This is a genomic window from Deinococcus sp. (genome assembly GCF_018260405.1).
Classification (GTDB): Bacteria; Deinococcota; Deinococci; order Deinococcales; family Deinococcaceae; genus Deinococcus.
The window spans coordinates 23,980-30,453 of record NZ_JAGLBG010000025.1 but is presented as its reverse complement, the minus strand read 5'-3'; the positions used below and the strand labels follow the sequence as shown (position 1 = coordinate 30,453).

The 6,474-nt window shown below is 57.6% G+C and carries 5 protein-coding genes; all 5 read right to left on the bottom strand.

All coding sequences use genetic code 11. The annotated features are described in order from the left end of the window. Nucleotides 1-212 precede the first annotated feature (212 nt). The gene (locus QZ269_RS05070) at nucleotides 213-1,391 is read right to left on the bottom strand and encodes a type II secretion system protein GspD (RefSeq protein ID WP_291424954.1); all 1,179 of its coding nucleotides are present in this window, start codon (nucleotides 1,389-1,391) and stop codon (nucleotides 213-215) included. Between the two features lie 966 nt (nucleotides 1,392-2,357). Further along, entirely contained in the window at nucleotides 2,358-3,734 is a 1,377-nt protein-coding gene (locus QZ269_RS05065) for a hypothetical protein (RefSeq protein ID WP_291424950.1), read from the bottom strand. Next, the gene (gene pilO, locus QZ269_RS05060; protein ID WP_291424948.1) at nucleotides 3,731-4,288 is read right to left on the bottom strand and encodes a type 4a pilus biogenesis protein PilO; all 558 of its coding nucleotides are present in this window, start codon (nucleotides 4,286-4,288) and stop codon (nucleotides 3,731-3,733) included. The genes QZ269_RS05065 and pilO overlap by 4 nt, the downstream gene beginning before the upstream one ends. Nucleotides 4,289-4,394: 106 nt before the next feature. Continuing rightward, nucleotides 4,395-5,129 (bottom strand): fimbrial assembly protein, encoded by a 735-nt coding sequence (locus QZ269_RS05055; protein WP_291424946.1) that lies wholly within the window; start codon nucleotides 5,127-5,129, stop codon nucleotides 4,395-4,397. Further along, a complete protein-coding gene (gene pilM / locus QZ269_RS05050; protein ID WP_291424944.1) occupies nucleotides 5,122-6,297 on the bottom strand; it encodes a type IV pilus assembly protein PilM in 1,176 nt (391 codons plus the stop codon). Before pilM ends, QZ269_RS05055 begins: the two co-directional genes overlap by 8 nt. Nucleotides 6,298-6,474: the final 177 nt, after the last annotated feature.

Below are 6,474 nucleotides of genomic sequence, written 5' to 3'. Positions count from 1 at the left end.
AAGTACCTCATAGGCTGACTGTACCGCGCCGCGCCGCTCAGTCCAGGGAGCATGAGCAAACAAACCAGCCACAAAAAAGCGCCCCGTGAAAGGAGCGCCTGACCTGCCAATACGGACTGCTCTCCATTCCGCCGCAGTTGGGAAGTGGGCAGTCCCCATCATGGGTGCTGTTCTGGTCAAGAAGCGGGCAGGTCGTATAGGGGAGTTTGGCTTTACTGAACGACTGTGCCGGTGACAACAACCAGCAGCTGGGTCGCCGAGGACCGCTTGCTCTGGGAACCGAACAAACCGCCGACTACAGGAATGGTAGATAGGTACGGCACGCCGTTGTTCTGGTTGGTTGCATTGGAACCCATCAGGCCGCTGAGTAGAACAGTCTGCCCGCTCTTGAAAGTAATGATGCTCTGAGCTTCACTGTTGGTGAATTTAAGGATGTTGGGGACGCCGATTCCGTTGTCAGGGATATTGGTGACCAGATCATTGACCTGTCCGTGAACGCGCAGGGTGATCGTGCCGTCCGGGGCAACCTGAGGATCGAAGAAGTCGAGGATGACGCCGTAATCGACCACCTTCTGGATAGCCGGGACGTTGGCGGCGGCGCTGGGGATGTTGATGTCGAGTCTGCCCCCCGACTTGACGGTGGCCGCTGCACTGCTTGAGGCGTTCTGCGTCGCACTGGCGTTGCCCAGCGACCGCTGACCGCTCTGCATGGTGATGCTGCCGTCGTAGACCTTCTTGGAGACGCTCTGGTTCTCCAGCGCGTTGAGGGTCGGAAAGACGTTGAAGCCCACCAGGGTGCGGGTCGGGTCGAAGGTAGCGCTCAGGCCGTTGCTGCCGCCCAACGAGACACTGAATCCGCCGATCTTGGCGTTCCAGTCGATTCCCAGGGACTTGAGGGCCGATTCGGTGATCTCCTGAATCCGGACCTGCACATTGATCTGGGGCACGATCTTGTCGAGCTGAGGGATCAGTTCGGCGATCTGGGCCACCTGGGCCTGGGTACCGCGTACGATCAGGGTATTGGTTCGCCTGTCGGCGATGATGTTGGCTGCTGGTGTGGCGAGGACAGCGGCGCCAGGGGCTGTGGCTGCTGCGCCGGTCGTTGTGGCCGGGGTGCCTGCGGCTGTGCTGGTTCCGGCAGCGCTCGCCGTATTGGCCTGGTTCATGGGTGAATCGGCCACTGACTTGCCAGCGTAGGGCTGTCCGGTCACCGGATCGAGCAGGGTGGCGTTGGCGGCCAGATTGCTGGCCGTCTGCTGCGCGATATCACGTGAGAGCGTACCTTCGAGGGTGGCCTTGAGTTCCTCGGCACTGGCGTTGACGAGTGGGAACACTTTCTGCACAATCTGGGCGTCCAATTCAGCTTTGGGTTGGTCAAGCTGGCTTAGCATTTTCACGGCATCCGATATTGACGAAGAAAGCCCCTCAATAATGAGGCTACCCGTGTTATCGTAATTAATTACCTTCAATTTAGGATACCGCTGCTGTAGTAGCTTGACGACTCCATCGGCTGAACCCTTAACTTTATAAACAAAGGTACTAGAATCCTCATTCATCAAAGGAAGATTTGAGTTTTGGGGTATATCGATGGTTGAGATGAAAGCTCTAATTCTAGGTGTATCCTCTGAAGATGCCCTGAAAACTAGCCTTCTATTGACCGTATCAGGTATGATCTTGATGTTATCAGGCAGCTGATATCCATCTCTAATCTGGATGAGCGTTTTTTTCCCTTGGGCATCTGTCGTTTCTGTGGTCTGGTATTTTGCTTCACCGAAGTACTCGGTCGCCATCAGCAATGCTTTCTGAACCCCTATGTTTTCCAGGACGATAGCTAGTTGCTGTGGGCGCTGACTAATTCTTATAACTTTTGAATTCCCAATACTAAGTATCTCGTACTGAAGGTCATAAATATCCATTAAAAGAGGCCAGACCTGATTAAAAGGTGTCTTTACAAAACTGTAAGTAATAGGCTTGGCTGGTAGTTCAGCAGGCTTTCCAAGTGGAGTTGCGTAACTGACTTTATTAGAGCCGGGAATATCGTTTGAGGTACCTGATGCGCCTTTGGCACTCGATCTAACAATCTCACCGTTAATCAAAGCCAAAGCATCAACATTAAAGTTGAAAACAATCTCGTAGCCTGCGCCCTTTGCGATCCCAGCCAATAGTATGGAGAGAGGTCCAACATATGTATCATAGTTCACAGAGATGGTTTCAGACGTCAGATTCGGATCTGCTGGTGCATTTTTGACGCTGCCATTATTTGCTGGGGTGGCCACTGTTGGTTTGACTAACTGGGCGTGGGCCGAAGCCATGCCGAGCACGGCGGTCAGAAGAAGAACGTGTCGTTTATTCATGGTTCACCTTTGGTCGAGTTGAAGGGTCTTGGTGGTTGTTCCGGACGCGAGTGTCGCGGTGGTCGCGGTCAAATCCTTAAGGATAAGAGTGGTATTGGGAATAGGCTGGCCGACCGTAACGATGACGTATCCCTCATTGGAATGGAAGATGGCAGTCTTGACTTTGCCCAGAACGGCGGTATTGAAGACCAGCTGGTGTTCAGTGATTGCCCTATCGATAGCGATGGTGTCGTTTGGTGCGCTGGAGGTGCTGGTGTCCGCCGGGCTGCTCTGTCCGAGCTTGGTCATCACCTGAGGATTGGTGGAGCTGGGCACCGTGGCTACAACGCCATTTTGTGCCGCATTGCTCTTGCCTGGAGCTGTAGCGTCAGTTCCCGTGTTGGGCGAAACGCTAGGCACGTTTAGGCTAGTCACAGGCGGCGTGGCCGGGGCGCTCGGCATCGATGGCAGGGCCTGAGCGCCGTTGGTGGCGGTATTGGGCACCGTAACCGCTGCGCCGCGCTCAATGGGAGGAACCTTGACGGTGGTCGGGGCCTGTCCACTACCGTCGTGGCTTGCTGCCGGTGCCGCAGGCTGCGCCTGAGTCTGTCCCTTCGTCTGGCCCTGATTCTGGGCAGTGGCCGCTTCAGTTGCGCCGGTAATGGTCGGGATTGGCAGCGCTCCCCCTGAATTCACACTGCTGCCGGAGACCGTATCCGGATTGCTGGAGGCCCGGTCTGGCGTGGAGGTACTCTTCAGGTTGGGAACAGTGGCCGTGGTGGTCGGAATGCGCGGAATGGGCAGAGCGCCGCCCGCCGACGAATCGGGGGTGCTGGCCAGTGCACTGTCGATTTGGGACGCGCTGCTGCTGGGCCTGCTGATGGTGACCGGAGCCGGTGCGGTACTGGCCGAGGTATTGACCGGAGCCGTGGACTGAGGCTGATTTTCGGTGTTGACTTTGAGCGGTTTGAAAGGATTACGGCCATTGAGCCCGTTAAGTGGCTGGTTGGGGTTGATCCCAGTAGGAGGAGCCACGACCACCGTCGGGTCAGCCGTGCTGCCGTCCGGCGCAGTTGCCGGGAAAGGCGGGGCCGTCACCACGTCGGTTTTTCCCGCTGCCGTCTTGGGAGCGACATTGACAGTGCCAGTATTGCCAGTGCCCGTTGTGTTGTCGCCTGGCGTTGTCGTAGCAGGCACGGTCTGGCCGGGCTTGCCTTGAGGCGTTGTGGTGACCTGGCCGGGCTTGGTCGCCGTTTGCGCTGGCGGGGTAACCGACGAAGTGATCTGCTGCGTCTGGTGCGAGCTGTTCCAGACCGTCCAGCCGCCCAGCACAGCGAGCAGCCCCAGAGCAGACAGAAGCAGTTTTGTTTCGCGTGTCAGGGTGACAGGAGCGCGGGTCATCGAATACCTCCTGCTGCGGCAGGGGCTGCGGGAGCCGGAGCTGCCGCGCCAGGAGCCGCTGGCGTAGTGACGGTGCCAGTTGCCGCCCCCGCTGGCAGAGTGCCTGCCGCCAGGGTTGGGTCATAGGTGTAAACCGTCACAATGTACGTTCCTGCAATATTGGGGTCCAGGCTGGTTGCTGCGGGCAAAGCCAAGCTCACGTTGTTGATCGTGGTGAAACGGCTCTGTGTTTCGAGACTGCGTAAGACCTGAAAGAGCTGGGCAAAGCGCCCCGAAACAGACATATTGATGTCGGTGGCCCTCACTCCTGCTGGCAGATTCGCCACACTGCTCGGTACAAAATTCAGCGACTGCATATCGGCTTTCGCTGCCGCGACATTGGTCCGAATCTGGGCGACCACCTGGCCGAACTGCGTACTGTCCGGCAATGCACGCACAAATGCAGCGCGGTCAGCTTCCAGTTGAGCCACCTGGGTTTTCATTGCTGGAAGCTTGGCGACGGCTGCCCGGTAAGTGTCGGCCATCGCCTGTTTGGTGGCCAGGTCAGTCCGCATAGTATTGAGAGCGTCCTGGCGTGGCCGAAAATACAAGGTCAAAAACAGGGCAATCACCGCAACGCACAGCGCGAGAGCCAGGGCAAACAGATACTGAGGAGACAGTTTACTTGACATTTGAGTCTCCCGAGGCCGCAGCAGACCGGGCCGCAGGTGAAATGGCCGGGGCACTGGTCTGGGGCGCACTTGCTGCTGCGGGCGCTGCTGCGCTACTGGTGACCCCTGACTGCTCGGCTGTCGAAGGCGTGCCAACAACGCCTACATCGGCCTTGAAGGTGTAGAGCTGATCTTTGCTCTGGCGTTCCATACCTTTAAAACTCACGCCAAAATTGGAGCTGTTTTCCATAGCGTTCAAGAAAGTAATAACGGCCTGTTCGCTGGTGGCATTGCCCTCCAGTGAGATCTGGCGGCGAACCAGCTTTCCGGGGTAGATACCGCTCTTCTGAATGTTGGCGAGCGCGTCTGCGTTGACGGAAGTGATGTCCATTTTGGTCAGGCCTATGCCAGAATTCGCTGGCACCTGGGCACTGAAAGCCGCCAGATCATTTGACCAGTAGGTTTTCTGATCTCTAAGCGTTTTGGCAATGGCCGTGACCTGATTCAGGTCCTGCTGATGAGCCACCAGCGTATCGTATTCATGCTTCGCGGGCGTCAGGGTATCGATATCACCCTGAACGGCGTCTATCTGCCGCTGAAGATCGCTGGTTTTGGTCGAGGTCATGAGCCACGGAATCAGGAGAGCCACCGCCGTGATTGGCAGGAGCGCCCAGGTCGCGTATTTCCAGACGCTGGGCTGAGACTGCTTACGGTACTGCGCGGGTAAGAGGTTGACTTCAACCACGGCCAGTCACCCCCCGGAGGGCGAGGCCCAGTGGCACGGTAAATTCAGGGGCATTGGTTTGCAGGTAGCCCGTATCGACTCTGGCCTGATCCGTCTGTACGGTCAGCCACGGGCTGGCGACTTCCACGCGGAAGCCGAGTGCGTCGCTGATCGCTGCAGGCAGGCCACGCAGTTTTGCGCCCCCACCAGACAAGAAGGTGCGGTCGACGACCACATCACCGCTCTGAACCCGGTAGAACTCCAGCGAACGGCGAATTTCAGTAATCAGGTCGCCGAGAACCGGGCGCACCACTTCAAACACGCGGGCCGGGCTGTACTGTTCACGGCTCATATCGAAATTGAGCAGGTCTTCCTCGTCTTCGGTGGGCGTGGTCGCCGTCGCGTAGCCGAGTTTGACGTCTTCCGCCGCCGTGAAGTCGAGGTCAAGCGATTTTTGCAGGGCAGTGGTAAAGTCGTCGGCGCTGACGTTGATGTTACGGGTCATCAGGACACGGTCACCGCGCACCAGATTGATCACGCTGCTGCTGGCTCCGATTTCCATAACCAGCGCGACTTCACCCCCTTCGGTGTAGTTGTGCCCAGTCAGGGTGCTCTTGGTCAGGTGTTCGCCAAGAAGGTTGCCGCGCAGCGCCCGCAGAGCAGCGAAGCTCTTGAGGTCAATAATGGTGGGTTCCAGGCCAGCCAGACGCAGCACCTCGATTTGACGGGCCACGGCTTCAAGTGGCGCAGCGGCGATCACGACTTCCATCTGTCCGTCGTCCGGAATCTCTTCCGGGTCGTCCAGTACATCGAAATCCAGGCTGACCTCGTCGATGGGATAGGGGATGTACCGCTCGGCTTCCCACTTGATGGCTTCCTGAAGATCCTTGCGGCTTAGCTTGGGAACCATGATGTTCCGGGTCACGGCAGACTGATTTGGCACGGCGGTTACGGCGTAACGGGTGGTGATGCGGTGTTCGGCCAACAGATTCTTCAGCTCGGTGGCGACCGCCTGGGGTTCGACCACCAGGCCGTCCCGCATGCTGCCAATGGGCGTGGGAATCATGACTGCATGTTGCAGAGATGGGGGCGAGCCAGCACGTAGAGCCACGACCTTGATGGCGCTGGTGCCTATTTCGACGCCAATGGCGGCCGGTCGTGGGTTAAGTAGACGGTTTATGAAGCTCATGCTCCCTCCAGAATCAAGCAGATTTTAGCATTCACTCATCTGTGCAGCAGTGGCAAGCATGGACGGAGCAGGGCCATATCCACCTGTAAGCACAGTAAGTAAGCAAAAGTGACGAGAACACATGTCAGACCTTATGGAACCATACCGCAGCTTACGGAACTCTGACACCCATATGGG

Coding starts and splice junctions, on each gene's coding strand:
- pilO (WP_291424948.1), bottom strand. CDS start 4,288: ATGCGGACTGACCTGGCCACCAAACAGGCGATGGCCGACACTTACCGG.
- QZ269_RS05070 (WP_291424954.1), bottom strand. CDS start 1,391: ATGCTAAGCCAGCTTGACCAACCCAAAGCTGAATTGGACGCCCAGATT.
- pilM (WP_291424944.1), bottom strand. CDS start 6,297: ATGAGCTTCATAAACCGTCTACTTAACCCACGACCGGCCGCCATTGGC.
- QZ269_RS05065 (WP_291424950.1), bottom strand. CDS start 3,734: ATGACCCGCGCTCCTGTCACCCTGACACGCGAAACAAAACTGCTTCTG.